This is a genomic window from Pseudarthrobacter sp. NPDC092424, assembly GCF_044754925.1.
Classification (GTDB): Bacteria; Actinomycetota; Actinomycetes; order Actinomycetales; family Micrococcaceae; genus Arthrobacter.
The window spans coordinates 73461-91481 of record NZ_JBIVQC010000005.1 but is presented as its reverse complement, the minus strand read 5'-3'; the positions used below and the strand labels follow the sequence as shown (position 1 = coordinate 91481).

Genomic DNA, 18021 nt, shown 5'->3' with positions numbered 1-18021 from the left:
AAACGGGGCTGCTAGGAGGCTTCGATCGCGGCCTTGGCCGTGGGGTCGGAGTCCTTGAGGAACTTCTCGATGCGTTCGGGTTCTTCCGCCTCGCCAATGGCCGCCGATGCACGGCCCAGCGAGTACAGCGCGCGGAGGAAGCCGCGGTTGGGCCCGTGCTCCCACGGGATGGGCCCGACGCCGCGCCAGCCGCTGCGGCGGAGTGAATCCAGGCCGCGGTGGTAACCCACCCGCGAGTATGCATAGGAGTCGATGGTGCGGCCTTCCGCCCACGCTTCCTCCGCCAGGACGGCCCAGAGCAGCGACGACGTCGGGTATTTCGCCACCAGGTCCAGCGCTTCCTGGCCCGATTCGAGCTGCTGGTACACCTCAGGCTCGGCAGGCAGGAGCGTGGGCTCGGGGCCCATCAGGTTCCGGCGGAACTCGTCCGACATCTAGAAGGTCTTTCCGGCGGAGCCGAGCTGCTTGGTGGCTTCCACTACGCGTGCGGCGAGGCCGGCTTCGGCGGCTGCGCCCCAAACGCGGGGGTCGTAGGTCTTCTTGTTGCCCACCTCGCCGTCCACCTTCAATACACCGTCGTAGTTGCGGAACATGTGGTCCGCAACCGGGCGCGTGTAGGCGTACTGGGTGTCGGTGTCGATGTTCATCTTGATGGTGCCGTAGGAGACGGCGTCCGCGATCTCCTGGTCCGAGGAGCCGGAGCCGCCGTGGAACACGAGGTCGAACGGGTTTTCCTTGCCGATCCTGGCGCCCACCTGGGCCTGGATGTCCTTGAGGATCTCCGGGCGCAGCTTCACTCCGCCGGGCTTGTACACGCCGTGGACGTTACCGAAGGTCAGGGCGGTGATGTAGCGGCCGCGCTCACCGGCGCCAAGGGCCTCAACCGTTGCCAGGGCGTCCTCGACCGTGGTGTAGAGCTTTTCGTTGATTTCGTTCTCAACGCCGTCCTCTTCGCCGCCGACGGTACCGATTTCCACCTCGAGGATCATCTTGGCGGCAGCGGTGCGCTCCAGCAGCTCACGGGCGATCCGCAGGTTGTCCTCCAGTGTTTCGGCGGAACCGTCCCACATGTGGGAGTTGAACAGCGGGTTGCGGCCGGCCTTGACCTCGGCCTCGGACGCGGCGAGCAGGGGCAGTACGAAGCCGTCCAGCTTGTCCTTGGGGCAGTGGTCCGTGTGCAGGGCGATGTTGACGTTGTAGTTCTTGGCTACCTCGCGGGCGAACGCCGCGAAGCCCAGCGAACCGGCAACCATGTCCTTCGTGGACGCGCCGGACCAGTAGGCGGCACCGCCGGTGGAGACCTGGACGATCCCGTCGGACTCAGCTTCGGCGAAGCCGCGCAGCGCTGCGTTCAGCGTCTGGGAAGAGGTCACGTTCACGGCCGGGAACGCAAAGCCGCCCGCCTTGGCGCGATCGATCATCTCGGAATAGATCTCTGGGGTTGCAATGGGCATGCTGACTCCTATGCTTGCTGGGGTTTTCGTCTGAGGGATATGTCGCTGGAGTAGACCTCTTTGGCTAGGCACCATCCTAGCGATTCCTGTACCCCGCGAGTGTTTCGGGTCACGCAGCGCGGTAACACTCCCCCGCGAGATGGCATTTAACGGCAATCGCCGCCGCCGGGACTGCGGTTAAATGCCATTTCGCGTCCATCCCCGGCTCTGGAGGGCCGCCCTGACTTTACGGACGACGGCGGGGCGATCGCCTTCGAGGTCGCGCTTGCCAACGCGCACCTCCAGCCACCCCTGGAGTGCTGTGGTGTGCTGGCGCTCGATATCGCGCAAGTACTGTTCTTCGCCGGCATGGTGGCGCCCGTCGTACTGCAGGGCAATCCGCCAGTGAGGGTAGGCGGCATCTGGCCACAGGACCGGCTGCCCTTCGGAGCTGAACAGAACGTGGTTCAGCTCCGGCTCGGGCAGTCCGGCCTCCATGAGGGCGAGCCGCATGCATGTTTCCGGGGCTGAATCGCAGCCCACCCGCACCAGCTCCAGCGCGGCCCGCGCCGTCTTCATGCCGCGCATTCCCCGATGCCGAATAATTGCCTCGCGCAGCTCCTCGATGCTGCATAGGGGTTCCCTGGGCCTCGGGAAGTCGGGCCCGTGGGCGCATACCAGGAAGTCCCCCACAGCGACCAACTCGTCAAGGGAGAGAAGTGACGCGAGGTCAAGCCAGGTGCGCGCCGGCGAGGTGAGGCGGACGCCGTCGTACTCGGTTGTTTCCCCGGGAAGGAAGGTCAGGAGGTGGCCCACCACGTTGACCCGCCGCGGCAGGCTGAAACCCCTGCGGCGGGCCACATGGATCCGCCAGTCGCCGCTCAATCGGGCGGGCACGGGCCCGCGCCAGGCCTGGAGCGCAGAGAGCGAAGCCAGCACGGAGTTGTCGTCCTGGTCCGTGTATGCCCGCAAGGCCGCTGCACCCGAGGCGCCGGAGTGGACCGGCACCCGAATTCCCCGCGAGACGGTGACCAAGTCCTTGGCGGCGGTCCGCGTACGGGATATACCGGCCTTGTCGGAGGCCCGCACGGAGAACGATCCCGTGATCAGGTGGCCGGGAAGTTTGGCCCTGCGCATGCCCCATTCTGACCCGCTGGCCATGCCCGGATTGAGTTATCCACAGGACAACTTTCCCCACCCTCCGCGAGATGGCATTTAACCGCAATCCTGGACCCTGGCACTGCCGTTAAATGCCATCTCGCGGGTTGAGGCGTGGGGGAAGGTGTGGGGTGGGCGAGGGGCGTGGGGGAAGGTGTGGGGTGGGCGAGGGGCGTGGTTGGAGGGCGGGGTGGGGGTGGGGGCCGGGTTAGACGTGCTGGTTGAACACGTGCCGGCGGATCCAGGCGTGCATGGCGATTGCCGCCGCCGAGGCGGCATTGATGGACCGCGTGGACCCGAACTGCTCGATGGACAGGGTTGCCAGGGCCGCTTCGTGAACCTCGGGCGTCAGCCCCGGCCCCTCCTGGCCGAACACCAGCACGCAGTCCCGCGGCAGGTCGTAGGTTTCCAGCGGCACGGAGTCCGGGAAGATGTCCACGCCGATGATCGCCAACCCCTCGCCCTGCGCCCACGCGACGAAATCCTCCACGGTGGGGTGGTGGCGGACGTGCTGGTAGCGGTCGGTGACCATCGCGCCGCGCCGGTTCCACCGCCGTCGTCCGATGATGTGCACTTCCTTGGCCAGGAACGCATTGGCGGTGCGCACCACGGTGCCGATGTTGAGGTCGTGCTGCCAGTTTTCGATGGCCACGTGGAAGTTGTGCCGGCGGGAATCCAGTTCCGCCACAATCTCCTCGTGCTTCCAGTAGCGGTACTTGTCCAGCACGTTGCGGCGGTCGCCGTCGGCCAGCAGATCCGGGTCCCAGTGGTCGCCTTCCGGCAGTTCGCCTTCCCAGGGCCCGACGCCGACCTCGGCCCTGGGCGGTTCAGCCTCCCCGGGCGCGTGGTCGGGTTCGTCTGTCATACCGGGCGTTTGGCTCACCCCTCAACACTAGACTGGACCTTTCAGGCTTTCATCACCGGCGGAGGTTAGGCATGGCAGAGGCGGACGTGGTCAAGGGCAACCCGGCGGTTTACCGCAGTGGCCAGGAAATCGAGTGCTGGCTAACGGACATGGACGGCGTCCTGGTCCACGAGAACCAGGCCGTTCCCGGCGCCGCTGAGCTCATCCAACGCTGGGTGGATACGTCCAAGCGCTTCCTGGTACTCACCAACAACTCCATCTTCACTCCCCGCGACCTGGCCGCCCGGCTGCGCGCGTCGGGACTGGAAGTACCGGAGGAGAACATCTGGACCTCGGCACTGGCCACCGCCCAGTTCCTCAAGGACCAGGTGCAGGGGTCCGGATCCGGGAACCGTGCCTACACCATCGGTGAGGCGGGATTGACGACGGCGCTGCACGAGGCCGGCTTCATCCTCACCGACCAGGACCCCGACTTCGTGGTGCTTGGGGAGACGCGGACCTATTCCTTCGAGGCCATCACCACCGCCATCCGGCTGATCCTGGCGGGGGCGCGGTTCATCGCCACCAACCCGGATGCCACGGGGCCGTCCAAGGACGGGCCGCTGCCGGCCACCGGGGCCATCGCGGCCCTCATCACCAAGGCCACTGGGCGCGAGCCGTACATCGTGGGCAAGCCCAACCCCATGATGTTCCGGTCTGCGATGAACCAGATCGACGCCCACTCGGAGACCACGGCCATGATCGGCGACCGGATGGATACGGACATCGTGGCCGGCATGGAAGCAGGCCTGCACACGGTGCTGGTGCTCACCGGCATCACCCGGCGCGAGGACATCGGGTCCTTCCCGTTCCGGCCCAACCAGGTGCTGGACTCCGTGGCGGACCTGAAGAAGCAGATCTGATAGATACCTGCGTCTAGAAGATACTCACGCGGGAACCGCCCCGCGGCAGCGGGAAGTAGCTGTCCAGCAGGTCCGCCAGGACGGGCCGGTAGATGTGCGGGTTCCAGCCGGGGCTGGCATGGGCCGGCTGCGCGCCTTGGGTCTGCAGGTCCCAGGAGACCATGTTGTCCTTGAAGGCAACCGCCCACGCCTCCACCGCCGTCTGGTAGCGGACGGTCCGGTCCTTCCGGTTCCCTATGTAGGCCATCTTCGCGTTGCCGAGCTTGCCCACGAACCGCAGCCCGTCGAAGTGGTAGATGTAGGCGGACTCGGACTGGATAAGCACGCTGGAGGGGGCGATGGGCGAGAGCTGTTCCAGGGTCTGGTCCAGGATCTGCCGCCAGGTCCGTTCGTCCTTGTGGGTGACCCGCTCTCCCAGTTCGTACCCGCCGCGCAGGGCGGACGGAAACCGGAACCCGCGCTCATAAAGGAACACCACGCCGTCGAACCAGCTCTGGTCCAGCACGTCATGCTTGCTGTAGGGGCTGGAGTCCAGCACGATGAACTCCACTTCCACGCCGTGGATCTCCAGCAGCCGGGCGGCAACCTGCGTGGCCACCATGCCGCCAAAGCTGTGGCCATAGAAATAGAGTTTGGTGAGCTTTTGGGCCCGGACGTGCTCGATGACGGCGATCACCACCTCGTCGATGTCCAGGCCAAGGTTGGAATACCCGACGGCGGCCAGGCGGGCGCGCTTGTTCAGCGCCCCACGGAGGGAGCTGAGGATCCATTGCGCTTCCTCCCAGCTCGTCTTGTAGCCGGGAAACAGGAACCAGCTGGCATCCGGGTGGTATTCATCGGCGAAGTCGTCGGTCACGGCCAGGATCCGGTTGGTCCGGCGCCGGGACTGCACGTGCCGGGTCACCAGCATGTCCGCCGCGAGGATCCCGGACGCCCCGGCACCGGCCAGGAAGCTTCGGCGGGAGAACCGTTTCAGGGCAGCAGCTTCACCCAGCAGCCGGGCTTCGGGAGTCCGGGGCCGGTCCTGGGTTGATGGCTCCCCCTCGTGTGGCACTCCCCTACCGTAGGCATACGGGAAGAGCGCCCCGCAAGACGGCGGACGTAACCGTTCGGCCCGAACTCAGCTGGCGGCCTGGTTCCCGGTTGCGGGAAGGGACGCGGGAGAGCCTGCCGGCCAGGCCCCGCCGACGGCCTGCTGCCGGCGAATGATCTCCTGTCCCACATCGTTGTAACGGCCCAGCAGGTCCGCGCCGGCCAACGTGCCGGGGTTGTCCAGCAGCGAGAAGAGGGCGTCGCTCGCGGCCAGCAGTTCGTGGTCCGCGTACTCAGCGAGGGGGCGGCCGCAAAGTTCATCCAGGTACGCTGCCGGGGCGGGAGGCAACCCCGCAGGCAGGTTCTCCGCGCCGGGCGCGCCGCCGCCGAGCGTTAATGGCTGCCCCGGGGCAGGCGCGTCCTGGGCCGGGGTGACCGCAATGGACACTCCGGCGCCGTAGATCCCCGGCAGGGTGAGGGCGTCCATGGCGTTCAGGTCGCTGCGGAGCCCGGCCAGGGCTGCGGAGGCGACCAGCTCGGCCTGCGAAAGGTCAACGCGGATGTGTGAACGGATGCCCATGCGCCGGATGCGGCCGATGATGTGGATCAGGACGGGGCGGGACTGCTGGTCCAGGCTGCCGAGAATGTCGATGCGGACAACGTCGGCAGGGACATCGATGCTGATCCGGGCGTTTAAGGTGTGGTCCATAGGTACTCCAAAAGAGGTTCTATGGCCGACGGCTCAACCTCGGCTAGCGTATCCCCCGTGCCATTTACGCACAAGCTGCACCCAGCAGGAATATGCGCCGCCGGTCACGCTGTCCGGCCGGGCTGCACCTTCCCCGGCTCCTGGTAATGCGTGCGCGTGCCGGCGCCGCCCACGGAGTCCACCAAAGAACGCGCGATCTCCCGTAATTTGGTGTTGCTGTTGCTCGCGGCCTCGGTGAGGATCCCAACAGCTGCTTCCTGGCTGCAGCGGTTCTGCGCCATGACGATGCCGATGGCGATGTCGATGATGGTGCGGTGCTCAAGGGTGGCGCGGAGGTTGGCGGCGCTGTCTGTGTGCAGCGAGAACCGGACAGCCAGCCGCAGGGCCTGCGATATCTCGCGGGTGAACCCTCGGGCCTTGGCGGCCGCGCGCTCATCGAACTTGTGAGCCACGTCAGAGTAGAGGTTAAGTGCAGCCTTGGCATCCCCTTGGAGGTGGAACGGCAGGGACAGCACCGACCGCAGGCCGTGGGAAGCTACGGCTTCGGCATAGTCGGGCCCCCAACGGGTTTCCTGGAGGAGGTCCGGGACGTGGACTTCCCGTTCTTCCTCCGCCGCGGTAAGGCAGGGGCCCTGGGACAGTGAATACTGGATTTCGTCCACCTCGCGCGCGGAGTCGCTGCTCCAGCCGATAGTGACCGCCTTGCGGTCGCGAAGCAGGGTGATGCCGCACAGGGCGTCGTCGCCCCCGCCCGCCACCTGGTGTGCGGAGAACCGGGCCAGCTCGTTCAGGAACTCTTCGAAGTCGGCACTTTCCAGGATGAGGTTCTGGACCTGCTCGGTAGTGCTAAGCGGCTGTTCTGCGGGGAGCATGGTGCGCGGTTCTCCAAGGTCATTCGAAGGGGTAGGCACATGATACGCCACCTGCCGGGGCTCCAACAGCGTTCCGGCGACGCTCCGGAGCCCTGCCCGGCGACCGGGCAGGGCTGGAAGCCGGGTCAGGAAAGGCCCAGCTCATCCTTGCCAAAGGCAAACAGGTAGGGAACGCCGGTTTCGGCTTCGATCTTTTCCTTGGCGCCGGTGTCGCGGTCCACGATGACGGCGACGGCCACCACGTTTCCGCCTGCCTTGCGGACGCCTTCAACTGCCGTCAGGGCGGAGCCGCCGGTGGTGGAGGTATCCTCCAGGACCAGGACGTTACGGCCCTCAACAGACGGACCCTCAACCTGCCGCCCCATGCCGTAGGACTTCTGGGCCTTGCGGACCACGAAGGCGTCGACCGGGCGCCCGGCATCAACCGCTGCGTGCATGACGGCGGTTCCCACCGGGTCCGCGCCCATTGTCAGTCCGCCTGCGCATTCGAAGTTGATGCCCGCCTCGTCGGCGAGCGCCAGCATGACCTGGCCCACCAGCCTGGACGCCTCGTGATGCAGGGTGATGCGGCGCAGGTCGATGTAGTAGTCGGCCTCGGCTCCGCTGGAGAGGATGACCTTGCCGCGGACCACGGCCAGTTCCTTGATCAGTTCCAGCAGGCGGGCGCGGGCGGGGGCAGTATCTGCCGCGGTTTCAGTGGGGGAAGTCATGGTTCCCAGTTTAGTGGGGAGGTGCCGTGCCTTTGCTTGAGGGTTATTGACACCTCTGGCTAGGCTGGACCACATGCGCGAACTCCAGGCCAAGATCATCGAAGAAATGGGCGTCCAGCCCCGCATTGATCCCGCAGGGGAGGTGCGCAAACGCGTCGATTTCCTCAAGGATTACCTCAAGGCCACGGGCACCAAGGGCTTCGTGCTGGGCATCTCCGGCGGGCTGGATTCCTCCCTCGCCGGAAAACTCGCCCAGATGGCGGTGGAGGAGCTCGAGGCAGAGGGAGTGGAAGCGAATTTCGTCGCCGTGCGCCTGCCTTACGGCGTCCAGCACGACGAGGCGGACGCCCAGGCTGCACTGGACTTCATCCAGCCCAAGACGGAGTGGACCTTCAACATCTCCGCTGCGGTTGACGGTTTCGAGGACGAGTTCGAAAAAACCGTGGGCAACGAAATTTCCGACTTCCACAAGGGAAACACCAAGGCGCGCACCCGGATGATCGCCCAGTACGCGCTGGCGGGCGAGCACAACTACCTGGTCATCGGCACGGACCACGGTGCGGAGTCCGTCACCGGGTTCTTCACCAAGTACGGCGACGGCGGCGCGGACATCCTGCCCCTCTTCGGCTTGAACAAGCGGCAGAACCGGGCCCTCCTGGCCGAACTCGGTGCGCCCGCGCGGGTCTGGGAGAAGGTGCCCACGGCCGACTTGCTGGACGACAAGCCCGGCCGCACCGACGAGGACGAGCTGGGCCTGACCTACGACCAGATTGACGATTACCTGGAAGGCCGGGAGGTTCCGGACCACGTGGCGGACCTGATCGAGCAGAAGTACCTGCGGACCCGGCATAAGCGCACGGTTCCGGTCAGCATCTTTGACACCTGGTGGAAACACGGGGGCCCCGAAGAGGCGCGGCCCGGCCTCTAGCCGGACGCCTTCCGCCACGTTCCCCACCTTCGCGAACGCCCGACGGCGCGCCGCCCCCCGCCCGGCGGCGCCCCGTCGTCGTCCAGCACCAAGAGTGGGGAGATTCAGCGGGGCAGGCGCCCCTTCTCTCCCCTGCCGCCCAACTGCTGGGTGATGCGGTGCGCCTCGGCCATGAGGAGGGACCCCAGCTCGGCCTGCCGCTCCGGCTTGAATCGTGGCTCGATCCCTGTGAGCGACAGGGCCCAGGCAGGGCGGCCGGACGCATCGAAGACCGCGGCTCCCATCCCCCAACTGCCCTCCAGGACCAGGCCGGGGTTGACGGAGTACCCTTTCAGGCGCGTCCTGGCGAGGTTGGCCCGCACCACGTCAGGTGTATGCGCCGCAGCGAAGGCCTTGGCATGCGCCAGCCAGTTTGCGAAGATTTCCTCCTGTTCGGCCTCGGACAGGAACGCCATGATCGCGGTTCCGGCGGAGGCAACCCCCAGCGGAAACCGCACACCCTCATGCAGCACAAAGGATCGGACGGGGAAGCTGCCTTCCTCCCGCAGCAGGCACACGGTCTCGGCGCCGCGGCGGATCGAGAAGAAAGCGCTCTCGCCCGTGGCTTCGGCCAGGCGGCGGAGGCTTGGCCGCGCAATGTCCTCCAGGGGGAAGCGGGCCGAGGCGACGGATCCCATCAGCAGCATCTCCGGGCCCAGCACCCAGTTGCCGGTGACGGCATCGTGGTCCAGCAGCCCTTCGGCCGCCAGGGAGGACAGGAGCCGGTGCGCCGTGGGCCGGGTCAAACCTGACTCGCGCACCAGCGTGGCGAGCGGGATCCCCTCGGCGCTCCGGCCCACCAGTCGAAGCAGGCCGGCGATGCGGCTGACCACCTGGGCTCCCTGAACCGGAACATTACTCATTGACCCGCCCTAAATGTCCATATTGTGGATAGCGTTCATTTGCTCGTCCACAGTGTAAAACATCGTGCATTTATGGGAAAGATTGCCTTGACGCCACCTTTCAGCGGCCCGTAATCTCCTAAGGCAGAACGCCTGTCCACAAAGTGGACGGACAGCCCGCGCATCCGCGCCGCTCAATGAGGAGACGCCATGACCAAACTCCAACCATCCGCCACCGAGGCCCTGCAGGGGTCGCTCCGGGACGGCATGACCCTGGCCGTGGGCGGCTTCGGGCTCAGCGGAATCCCGGCGGACCTCATCGAAGCCGTCCGGGACTCCGGCGTCAAGGAACTCACTGTGGTTTCCAACAACATGGGCGTGGACGGCAAGGGCCTGGGCATCCTGATCGAGGCCGGCCAGGTCCGCAAGGTGATCGCCTCCTATGTGGGCGAGAACAAACTCTTCGCCGAGCAGTACCTCGCGGGCAACCTCGAGGTGGAGTTCACGCCGCAGGGCACCCTCGCCGAACGGCTCCGCGCCAGCGGCGCCGGGATCCCGGCCTTCTACACCAGGACCGGCGTGGGCACCATGGTGGCCGAGGGCAAGCCGCACGAGGAATTCGACGGCGTGACGTACGTCCGCGAGCGCGCGATCCGGGCCGACGTCGCGCTGGTCCACGCACACACCGCGGACACGGACGGCAACCTCATCTACCGCTACACCGCCCGCAACTTCAACCCGGTGGTGGCCACAGCGGCGGAGCTGACGGTCGCCGAAGCCGAAGTCATCCTGCGCCCCGGGGAACTGGACCCCAACCACATCGTGACCCCGGGCGTGTTCGTCCAGCGGCTGGTACAGGCCACGGACCGCGTCAAGGACATCGAGCAGCGCACCGTCCGCCCGCGCAGCGTTTCCGCGGACACCGCCGCGCTGTCCGCCTAAGCAACTGAACCGACAAAGGAGAACCCCATGGCCTGGACCAGGGATGAAATGGCCGCTATCGCGGCCGAGGAACTGAACGACGGCGACTACGTGAACCTGGGGATCGGCATCCCCACGCTCGTGGCCAACAACCTGCCCGAGGGCGTGCGGGTGGTGCTGCAGAGCGAGAACGGACTGCTGGGCATGGGCCCGTTCCCGTATGAGGGCGACGAGGACGCCGACCTGATCAATGCCGGCAAGCAGACCGTGACGGTCCTGCCCGGCGGCAGCATTTTCGATTCCGCCGCGTCCTTCGGCATGATCCGCGGCGGCCACGTCAAGGTGGCGATCCTCGGCGCCATGCAGGTGTCCGGCAACGGCGACCTGGCCAACTGGACCATTCCCGGAAAAATGGTCAAGGGCATGGGCGGCGCCATGGACCTGGTGGCCGGGACCCCCCGCGTGGTTGTCCTGACCGAGCACAACGCCAAGGACGGCACCGCCAAGATCGTGCGCGAGTGCACCCTTCCGCTGACCGGCCTCAGCTGCGTGGACCGGATCATCAGCGACCTTGCCGTCTTCGATCTGGCGAAAACGGACGACGGCGGACGGCAGCTTACCCTGACCCGCCTGGCCCCGGGCGTGACCGAAGAGGAGATCCGGGAGAAGACAGAGGCCCAGTTCAGCGTCGCCCTTGGTGAACCGGCCCTGGAAGGAGCACCGGCATGAGCCTGCGGGAACAGTTTGGCAAGGATGTCCTGATCACCGGCTGGGGGCACAGCCGCTTCGGCAAGCTCACCGACGAGACCCTGGAGTCCCTGATCGTCCAGGTGGCCTCGGATGCCATCAGCACCGCCGGCATCGAGCCCGGCCGGATCGATGAAATCTACGTTGGCCAGTTCAACTCCGGGATGATGCCCCTGGCGTTCCCGTCCTCCCTGGCCCTGCAGGTTTCGCCGGAACTGGCCAATGTCCCGTCCACCCGCGTCGAAAATGCGTGCGCCTCCGGCTCCGCCGCGTTCCAGCAGGGCACCAAAGCCCTGCTCGCCGGAACCGCGAAGACCGTCCTGGTGATCGGCGCCGAGAAGATGACCCACGCCGGGGCCGATGTGGTGGGCGCCGGGCTGCTGGGCGCTGACTACGACATGGCCGGAAAGCCGTCCACCACCGGCTTCACCGGGCTCTTCGCCGAAGTGGCCAAGCACTACCAGAAGCGCTACGGCAGTGTGTCCGACGTCCTGGGCACCATCGCCGCCAAGAACCACCGCAACGGCGTGGACAACCCGTACGCGCAACTCCGGAAGGACCTGGGCGAGGAGTTCTGCCGCACCATCTCGGACAAGAACCCGATGGTCGCCGATCCGCTGCGCCGCACCGACTGCTCCCCCGTGTCCGACGGCGCCGCGGCAGTAGTCCTCTCCACCGCGCCGACGGGCGGGACTGCAACGCCCGTGCGCCTTGCCGGATTCGGCCAGGCCAACGATTTCTTCCCCGCCGAGCGCCGGGACCCCACTGCTTTCGAGGCCACGCGCGTGTCCTGGCAGCGTGCGCTGGCGATGGCCGGCGTCGGGCTTGAAGATCTTGACTTCGCCGAGGTCCACGACTGCTTCACCATCGCCGAGCTCCTTATGTACGAGGCGATGGGCTTGACCGAACCCGGCCACGGCAGCCGCGCCGTGGAAGAAGGCTGGGTCTTCAAGGACGGAAAGCTGCCGGTCAACGTCTCCGGCGGCCTCAAGGCCAAGGGCCATCCGGTGGGTGCCACCGGTGTTTCGCAGCACGTGCTGGCGGCCATGCAGCTGACCGGAACCGCAGGTGACATGCAGCTGGCCGGTCCGCGCCGCGCAGCCGTCCAGAACATGGGCGGCGTGGGGATCGCCAACTACGTGAGCATCCTCGAGGCCCTGTAGCTTCCGGCGGGACGGGCCGGCCCGCCGGGCTTCCCATCCTTGACCCACGACGGCGGCGTGTCGCCCTCTCGGTGCGGCGCGCCGCCGTGATTTCCCCGGAAAGGTGGGCAAATTCGGCGCCGGCAGCGACGCAACAGTGCCGAACCCTTGCGTGCCGGGCGCGCGCACCGTACGTTGGGGACTGCGGGGGACGTTCTCCGCACACTCTGGGCGGATAACCCGGGGATAGAATCAGAGTCACATGAAGGAATGCAGCCATGGCAACAGGCACAGTTAAATGGTTCAACGCCGAAAAGGGTTTTGGCTTCATTGCCCCCGATGACGGGTCCGCTGACGTTTTCGCCCACTACTCGGCAATCGCCACCAGCGGATACCGCTCCCTGGACGAGAACCAGAAGGTCGAATTCGACGTGACCCAGGGCCCCAAGGGTCCGCAGGCAGAAAACATCCGCCCCCTCTAAGGTTTAGGTGACCGCCGGCCCGGCCGGCAGAATCCGGTACCACGCAGCGGCCCGTCCAGCATTTTGCTGGACGGGCCGCTGTTTTTGCCTGACGTCGGGCTGGGACAATGGGAGGGTGAAGGGACAGGAGCAGGATCCCTGGGAGGAGTTCGACCAGTTGGGGCCGGGCGCACCCGACCGCGTTCCAGGACACCCCGGCGGTGAGCCACTGGGCTTCGGGTTCCGGACAGGCGTCCGCAGCGCGCGCGTCGCGGTCGGATTCGCGGTCTACGCCCTGGCGCTAGGTACCGTCCTGGCGGTGACCGGCGGCATCGTCTTCGCTGCACAGGGGCACTGGCTGCTGGTTTGCCTGATGCTGGTCACCGAGGCCATGTTCGTTTACGCCTTCAGCCGCCTGGTGGCACAGGCGCGCAACCGGTCTACACGAAAGCGGACTTCCCGGTCACGGCCCTGGCCACGATGAGCGAATTGATCTCATAGGTGCCCTCGTAGGTGTAGAGGATCTCGGCGTCGCCGAAGAGTTTGCCCATCTCATAGTCCGTGCTTATGCCATTTCCGCCCATCAGGGACCGGCCCATCGCCACGGAGGCGCGGGCCAGCCGGGTGGTGGTGGCCTTGGCCATGGCGGCCTGCGCCATCTCCAGCCTGCCGTCAGCCTGGATCTGCGCGAGCTGGACCATCAGCGCGAGGGAGGCCGTGGCGTTGCCCAGGATCTCGGCGAGCTGCTGCTGGATGAGCTGGAACCGGGCGAGTTCCTTGCCGAACTGCTTCCGCTGCAGGGCATAGGACCGTGCCACGTCAAAGGCGGCCAACTGAATGCCCGCGGCCTGCCAGCCCACCCAGGCGCGGGAATCCCGCAGCAGCTCGTTGGCGCGGGAAAAGTCCGTTGCCCCCGGCAGGAGGTTGCCCGCCGGGATGCGGACCTCGTCCAGCACGATGTCCGCGTTTTGCATGATCCGCAGGCCGATCTTATTGGCGATCTTGGTGGCGCTGTAGCCCGGCCGGTCAGTCTCCACGATGAAGCCCTTGATCTGCTGGTCCGCGGCGTCCCTGGCCCACACCAGGGCGAAGTCCGCGATGGTTCCGGCGCCGATCCAGCGCTTGGCCCCGCTGAGAACCCACTCTGCGCCGTCGCGCCGGGCGGTCGTGGCCAGGCCGCCGGCGATATCCGAGCCGTGGTCCGGCTCGGTCAGCGCGAACGCACCGATCTGCTGCAGGGCAGTGAGTCCGGGCAGCCAGCGGGTCTTTTGCTCCTCCGACCCCAACTGGTGGATCATCCCCACGATGAGTTCGTTATGGATCCCCACCAGCGCGGACAGCGACACGTCGGCCCTGGCCACCTCGGTATACATGAGCCCCTTGAAGAGCGTTGAGGTGCCGTCGGTCTGCAGGCCGCCCAGCCCGTACTTCCCCAGTTCCGACACCAGGCCGAAGGGAAACTCCTCGCGGTTCCAGTAGTCGATGGATGCAGCGCGGATCCGGCTCTGCAGGAAATCGCGGACCTCGTGATACCGGCCCTGTTCCGCCTGGGGCAGCAGCTCCACTATGTGCATGAGATCCGCGTCCGGAAACGGCGGTGCCGGCTGCGGCTGAACTGCTGATGGTCCTACTGCGTGTGGCCGCACAGGCGCCCATCCCTTTCGTGAGACTGTTCCGGACCGGCCGGAGCTTCCAAACCCTTGGATGTCCTAGTATATTGCACAGTGATGTGTATCACTAGGTGCTCCGGCCATCCGGCGAAAGGTGCACCATGACCGCCACTGAGGAAGTCCGCTTGGCAAGGGCAGCGTCCGGTGCTCTGAGCCGACTTCCCCGCACTGAAAAGCTAGGCTGATGCCCATGGATTGCAGGACGACCCGCTGGAGGTGCCATGGCCACGCCGCTGCCGCGTGACCCGATCGCGGACGCCCGGCTGAACTGGGAGCGGCACGGCTGGTCCGACGTCGCGGCACCGATGGCCGCCATCACCGCGATCATGCGTACCCAGCAGATCCTGCTGGCACGCATCGAGGCGGTGCTGAAGCCCTTCGGGCTGACGTTCGCCCGCTATGAACTCCTGGCGCTGCTGAGCTTCGCCCGCAGCGGCGCACTGCCCATGAACAAGGCGAGCGCGCTCCTGCAGGTGCATCCCACATCGGTGACCAACGCCGTCGACCGCCTGGAGCAGGCGGGGCTGGTGCACCGTTCGCCGCACCCCACGGACGGCCGCACCACCCTGATCGAGCTCACCACCGAAGGCCGCAGGCTGGCTAAAAGCGCGACGGCGGCGCTCAACGCCGACGTGTTCGCCCAGTCCGGCTTCGGGGACCGGGACGTGGACCAACTGATCCGCATCCTCGGCACGTTCCGCCGTAACGCCGGTGACTTCAGCGAGTAGGCCCGACGCCTTGCCGCAGCTCCGCCCTACCGGTGCCTGAAGTCCGGCTGCCGCTTTTCCATGAACGCGGCCATGCCTTCCTTCTGGTCTTCGGTGGCGAAAAGTGAATGGAAGAGGCGCCGCTCGAACAGCACGCCTTGCGCCAGTCCGGTCTCAAAGGCCGCGTTGACTGCTTCTTTGGCGGCCATGGCCACCGGCTTGGATTTCGCTGCAATGGTTTCGGCTGCGTTCAGGGCTTCCTCCACCACATCCTCGGCGGGGACCACCCGGGACACCAGGCCGCAGCGTTCAGCTTCCTCGGCCCCGATGAAGCGGCCGGTGAGAATCAGGTCCATCGCTTTGGCTTTGCCCACGGCACGCGTGAGCCGCTGGGAGCCGCCCATGCCCGGAAGCACGCCCAGGTTGATTTCCGGCTGGCCGAACTTGGCGTTGTCCCCGGCGATCAGGAGGTCGCACATCATGGCCAGTTCACAGCCGCCGCCCAGTGCGAAGCCGGAGACCGCCGCGACGGTGGGAATCCGCAGCCGGGTGAAGTCCTCCCAGCCCCGGAACCAGTCCGCCCGGTACATGTCCATGTACCCCTGCGAGGCCATCTCCTTGATGTCCGCACCGGCCGCGAAGGCCTTGGCGGAGCCGGTGATCACCACCGCGCCAAGGCCGGGGTCGGCGTCCATGGCGGTCACTGCGGCCACGAGTTCTTCCATGGTGGCGTGGTTCAGCGCGTTCAGCGCCTGCGGCCGGTTCAGGGTTACCAGCCCCACCCGGCCGCGCTGTTCCACCACGATGTTCCGGTATTCCGTCATTCAGGGCTCCCATCATCCTGCGCCGCGGGCAGGTGGTCTGAGGTTTGGCCGGCGGCCGCAGCGGACCTGTCCCGGATGTCGTTGATGATGGCGGAGAAGTCCTGCCCGGCCCCGCCTTCCGCCGCAAACGTATCGTAGATTTCCGCGGCCAGCGGTCCCATCCGCCCCGCCACCCCGGTACTGCGCAGGGCGTTGAGGGCGAGGTTGAGGTCCTTGGCCATCAGGGCGCCGGCGAAGCCCGGCTGGTAGTCGCGGTTGGCCGGGCTGGTGGGAACGGGCCCCGGCACCGGGCAGTTCGTAGTCAGCGCCCAGCACTGCCCGGAAGCCGCGGACGCGACGTCGAACAGCGCCTGATGCGTCAGCCCCAGTTTCTCGCCCAGCACGAAGGCCTCGCTGACGGCGATCATGGAAACACCAAGGATCAGGTTGTTGCAGATCTTGGCAGCCTGTCCGGCACCGTGCCCGCCGCAGTGCACCACGCGCTTGCCCATCACTTCCAACAGTGGCCGCACGTACTCGAAGTCATCGGCCAGCGCACCCACCATGAAGGTCAGGGTGCCTGCCTCCGCACCCACCACGCCTCCGGATACGGGCGCGTCCACGGAACGGTGGCCAGCCGCAACGGCCAGCTCCGCCGCTTCCCGCGCCTCGTCCACGTTGATGGTGGAACAGTCCAGGAACAAGGTGCCGGCCGGGGCCGCTTCCAGCAGTCCGGGCCCGCCCCCGGTGCCGCGGTAGGCGTCCAGCACATGCCTGCCACTGGGCAGCATGGTGAGCACGACGCCGGCATCCGCCACCGCTTCAGCAGCCGTTTCCGCCGTGGCAACGCCGTGCGCCCGGGCCGTTTCGAGGGCTTGCGGCACCACGTCGAACCCGGCCACGGTATGCCCGGCCCTAACCAGGTTGATGGCCATCGGCCCACCCATGTGGCCCAGGCCCAGGAATGCAATCGTCCCGACGGTCGCTGTTCCGCCGGCCTCCGCACGTGCCTCAGACATGGTCCTGCTCCTTTGCCAGTTTCAGTTCCCGCTCGCCCAGCGGGGCAAAGAATGCCGCAACATCCCCAGGGCCCACCTCCGCCAGGCTGGCGGGACGCCAGTGCGGGTTGCGGTCCTTGTCCACCACCTGGGCACGGATCCCCTCGCGGAAATCGTGTCCGGCCAGGAACCGCAGCCCTACGCGGTATTCCTGTTCCAGGGTTTCCTCCAGGCTGAGGTCCCGTGCGCGCCGCAGCGAAGCGAGCGTGACCTTCACCGCGGTGGGCGACTTGGTTTGGATGGTGCGTGCGGCGTCCCCGGCTTCACCGCCGGCCAGGTGCAGGCGGCCCACGATTTCCTCCGCATCGTCGCTGGAGTAGCAGGCGTCAATCCATTCCCTCCGGGCGGCCAGCACCGAGGGCGGCGCGGCGTCCGCAAAGCGTTCGACGGCGGTTCCCGGCTCCTCGGTTTCCAGCGCCGCGGCGAGGGCCGCCATCCGGCCCGAGGGCACGAAGTGGTCAGCGAGCCCCAGGTACACCGCGTCCGCTCCGCTGAGGTGTTCGCCGGTGAGGGCGGCGTGGGTGCCCGTCTCCCCCGGCGACCGGGACAGCAGAAGGGTTCCGCCGACGTCGGGCGCGAATCCAATGGTGGTTTCCGGCATGCCGGTCCGTGTGCGCTCGGTGACCACACGGACGGATCCGTGCGCCGAGATTCCCACCCCGCCGCCCAGCACCAGCCCGTCCATGAACGCCACGTAGGGCTTGGGGTAGGACGCGATAAGGGCGTTAAGCCGGTATTCCACCGCCCAGAAATCCGCAGTGGCTCCGCCGCCGTCGGGAATATCGCGGTAGATGGCCACAATGTCGCCGCCTGCGCACAGGCCGCGGCCGCCGGCACCCTGCACCAGGACGGCGGCAACGCCGTCGTCATCCGCCCATGCGGTGAGCTGGTCCAGCATCGCCGCCGCCATGTTGGCCGTGAGCGCATTCACGGCGCGGGGCCGGTTGAGGGTGATGACACCCAGCCGCCCGCGCCGCTCGAAGAGTACTTCCGCAGGCTCCGGCTCCAAGGCCTCCATGCCC

Annotated in this window: 21 protein-coding genes; 8 read left to right on the top strand and 13 right to left on the bottom strand. The window is 67.0% G+C overall.

The window, feature by feature from the left end; all coding sequences use genetic code 11:
* Positions 1–11 precede the first annotated feature (11 nt).
* From ACIQCN_RS09545 to ACIQCN_RS09530, 4 genes are all read right to left on the bottom strand, one after another.
* Positions 12–434, bottom strand: a complete 423-nt coding sequence (locus tag ACIQCN_RS09545) for a DUF3151 domain-containing protein (protein WP_400610615.1) — start codon at positions 432–434, stop codon at positions 12–14.
* Positions 435–1454: a class II fructose-bisphosphate aldolase gene (fbaA, locus tag ACIQCN_RS09540; protein ID WP_400606590.1), complete on the bottom strand. Its 1020-nt coding sequence runs from the start codon at positions 1452–1454 to the stop codon at positions 435–437.
* 177 nt (positions 1455–1631) lie between these two features.
* A complete protein-coding gene (locus ACIQCN_RS09535) occupies positions 1632–2594 on the bottom strand; it encodes a hypothetical protein (RefSeq protein ID WP_400610613.1) in 963 nt (320 codons plus the stop codon).
* Positions 2595–2799: 205 nt separating this feature from the next.
* Entirely contained in the window at positions 2800–3456 is a 657-nt protein-coding gene (locus ACIQCN_RS09530) for a TrmH family RNA methyltransferase (RefSeq protein WP_400606586.1), read from the bottom strand.
* Positions 3457–3527: 71 nt separating this feature from the next.
* Here ACIQCN_RS09530 and ACIQCN_RS09525 point away from each other — a divergent pair, with 71 nt between their 5' ends.
* The gene (locus ACIQCN_RS09525) at positions 3528–4358 is read left to right on the top strand and encodes an HAD-IIA family hydrolase (RefSeq protein WP_400606584.1); all 831 of its coding nucleotides are present in this window, start codon (positions 3528–3530) and stop codon (positions 4356–4358) included.
* Between the two features lie 13 nt (positions 4359–4371).
* Here the strand turns inward: ACIQCN_RS09525 and ACIQCN_RS09520 are convergent, their stop codons facing one another.
* From ACIQCN_RS09520 to pyrE, 4 genes are all read right to left on the bottom strand, one after another.
* Positions 4372–5412, bottom strand: a complete 1041-nt coding sequence (locus ACIQCN_RS09520) for an alpha/beta fold hydrolase (RefSeq protein WP_400610611.1) — start codon at positions 5410–5412, stop codon at positions 4372–4374.
* Between the two features lie 66 nt (positions 5413–5478).
* Positions 5479–6099: a hypothetical protein gene (locus ACIQCN_RS09515; RefSeq protein ID WP_400610609.1), complete on the bottom strand. Its 621-nt coding sequence runs from the start codon at positions 6097–6099 to the stop codon at positions 5479–5481.
* 104 nt (positions 6100–6203) lie between these two features.
* Positions 6204–6971: a GAF and ANTAR domain-containing protein gene (locus ACIQCN_RS09510; RefSeq protein ID WP_400610607.1), complete on the bottom strand. Its 768-nt coding sequence runs from the start codon at positions 6969–6971 to the stop codon at positions 6204–6206.
* A 125-nt stretch (positions 6972–7096) separates the two neighbouring features.
* Positions 7097–7681, bottom strand: coding sequence for an orotate phosphoribosyltransferase (gene pyrE / locus ACIQCN_RS09505; RefSeq protein WP_400606577.1), 585 nt, complete (start codon positions 7679–7681; stop codon positions 7097–7099).
* A 73-nt stretch (positions 7682–7754) separates the two neighbouring features.
* Here pyrE and nadE point away from each other — a divergent pair, with 73 nt between their 5' ends.
* Positions 7755–8609 (top strand): ammonia-dependent NAD(+) synthetase, encoded by an 855-nt coding sequence (nadE, locus tag ACIQCN_RS09500; protein ID WP_400606575.1) that lies wholly within the window; start codon positions 7755–7757, stop codon positions 8607–8609.
* A 104-nt stretch (positions 8610–8713) separates the two neighbouring features.
* Here nadE and ACIQCN_RS09495 read toward each other — a convergent pair whose 3' ends face one another.
* On the bottom strand, positions 8714–9511 hold the full coding sequence (locus ACIQCN_RS09495; protein ID WP_400610605.1) for an IclR family transcriptional regulator: 798 nt from the start codon (positions 9509–9511) through the stop codon (positions 8714–8716).
* Positions 9512–9700: 189 nt separating this feature from the next.
* Between ACIQCN_RS09495 and ACIQCN_RS09490 the strand changes: the two genes are divergently transcribed.
* From ACIQCN_RS09490 to ACIQCN_RS09470, 5 genes are all read left to right on the top strand, one after another.
* A complete protein-coding gene (locus ACIQCN_RS09490) occupies positions 9701–10432 on the top strand; it encodes a CoA transferase subunit A (protein WP_400610603.1) in 732 nt (243 codons plus the stop codon).
* Between the two features lie 27 nt (positions 10433–10459).
* On the top strand, positions 10460–11140 hold the full coding sequence (locus ACIQCN_RS09485; protein WP_400606569.1) for a CoA transferase subunit B: 681 nt from the start codon (positions 10460–10462) through the stop codon (positions 11138–11140).
* Positions 11137–12321, top strand: coding sequence for an acetyl-CoA acetyltransferase (locus tag ACIQCN_RS09480; protein WP_400610601.1), 1185 nt, complete (start codon positions 11137–11139; stop codon positions 12319–12321). Before ACIQCN_RS09485 ends, ACIQCN_RS09480 begins: the two co-directional genes overlap by 4 nt.
* A gap of 257 nt (positions 12322–12578) precedes the next feature.
* Positions 12579–12782, top strand: a complete 204-nt coding sequence (locus ACIQCN_RS09475; protein ID WP_009357211.1) for a cold-shock protein — start codon at positions 12579–12581, stop codon at positions 12780–12782.
* A 115-nt stretch (positions 12783–12897) separates the two neighbouring features.
* Positions 12898–13245: a hypothetical protein gene (locus tag ACIQCN_RS09470; RefSeq protein ID WP_400610599.1), complete on the top strand. Its 348-nt coding sequence runs from the start codon at positions 12898–12900 to the stop codon at positions 13243–13245.
* On the opposite strand, the gene ACIQCN_RS09465 is transcribed toward ACIQCN_RS09470, so the two are convergent.
* Positions 13202–14335 carry an acyl-CoA dehydrogenase family protein gene (locus ACIQCN_RS09465; RefSeq protein WP_400610597.1) on the bottom strand — a complete coding sequence of 378 codons (1134 nt, stop codon included), beginning with the start codon at positions 14333–14335 and terminating at the stop codon, positions 13202–13204. The genes ACIQCN_RS09470 and ACIQCN_RS09465 overlap by 44 nt on opposite strands.
* Positions 14336–14652: 317 nt before the next feature.
* On the opposite strand from ACIQCN_RS09465, the gene ACIQCN_RS09460 reads away from it, so the two are divergent.
* Complete coding sequence (locus tag ACIQCN_RS09460; protein ID WP_400606561.1) at positions 14653–15159, top strand: MarR family winged helix-turn-helix transcriptional regulator; 507 nt, start codon at positions 14653–14655, stop codon at positions 15157–15159.
* A gap of 26 nt (positions 15160–15185) precedes the next feature.
* On the opposite strand, the gene ACIQCN_RS09455 is transcribed toward ACIQCN_RS09460, so the two are convergent.
* From ACIQCN_RS09455 to ACIQCN_RS09445, 3 genes are read right to left on the bottom strand one after another with little or no spacing between them, the layout of a single operon-like run.
* Positions 15186–15962 carry an enoyl-CoA hydratase gene (locus tag ACIQCN_RS09455; RefSeq protein ID WP_400606558.1) on the bottom strand — a complete coding sequence of 259 codons (777 nt, stop codon included), beginning with the start codon at positions 15960–15962 and terminating at the stop codon, positions 15186–15188.
* On the bottom strand, positions 15959–16960 hold the full coding sequence (gene mmsB, locus ACIQCN_RS09450; RefSeq protein ID WP_400610595.1) for a 3-hydroxyisobutyrate dehydrogenase: 1002 nt from the start codon (positions 16958–16960) through the stop codon (positions 15959–15961). The genes ACIQCN_RS09455 and mmsB overlap by 4 nt, the downstream gene beginning before the upstream one ends.
* Complete coding sequence (locus tag ACIQCN_RS09445; RefSeq protein ID WP_400610769.1) at positions 16953–18017, bottom strand: enoyl-CoA hydratase/isomerase family protein; 1065 nt, start codon at positions 18015–18017, stop codon at positions 16953–16955. The genes mmsB and ACIQCN_RS09445 overlap by 8 nt, the downstream gene beginning before the upstream one ends.
* Positions 18018–18021: the final 4 nt, after the last annotated feature.